General features: G+C 55.0%; 2 rRNA genes. Both read right to left on the bottom strand.

From position 1 onward, the window contains the following. Positions 1–111 (bottom strand): 5S ribosomal RNA (rrf, locus tag ACVOMB_RS21135); the annotation flags it as partial. Between the two features lie 130 nt (positions 112–241). Further along, a 5S ribosomal RNA gene (gene rrf / locus ACVOMB_RS21140) occupies positions 242–340 on the bottom strand; the annotation flags it as partial.

Below are 340 nucleotides of genomic sequence, written 5' to 3' on the forward strand. Positions count from 1 at the left end.
GACGATGACCTACTCTCGCACAGCTTAGGCTGCACTACCATCGGCGCGGCTACGTTTCACTTCCGAGTTCGGGATGGGATCGGGTGGTTCCATAGCGCTAATTTCATCAGGAAGGCGGTTTGAGCAGCGCCTTGCGCCAGCTCCAATGCGTTTCCTTGCGGAACTAACCCAGGCTGTAAAACACCTGGCTTACATAAAAAGACAAACCCCGCTGCGTGAGCAGCGGGGTTTTTAGATAAAACCCTGACGATGACCTACTCTCGCACAGCTTAGGCTGCACTACCATCGGCGCGGCTACGTTTCACTTCCGAGTTCGGGATGGGATCGGGTGGTTCCATAG

The sequence above is a fragment of the Stenotrophomonas sp. STEN018 genome, from assembly GCF_056760235.1.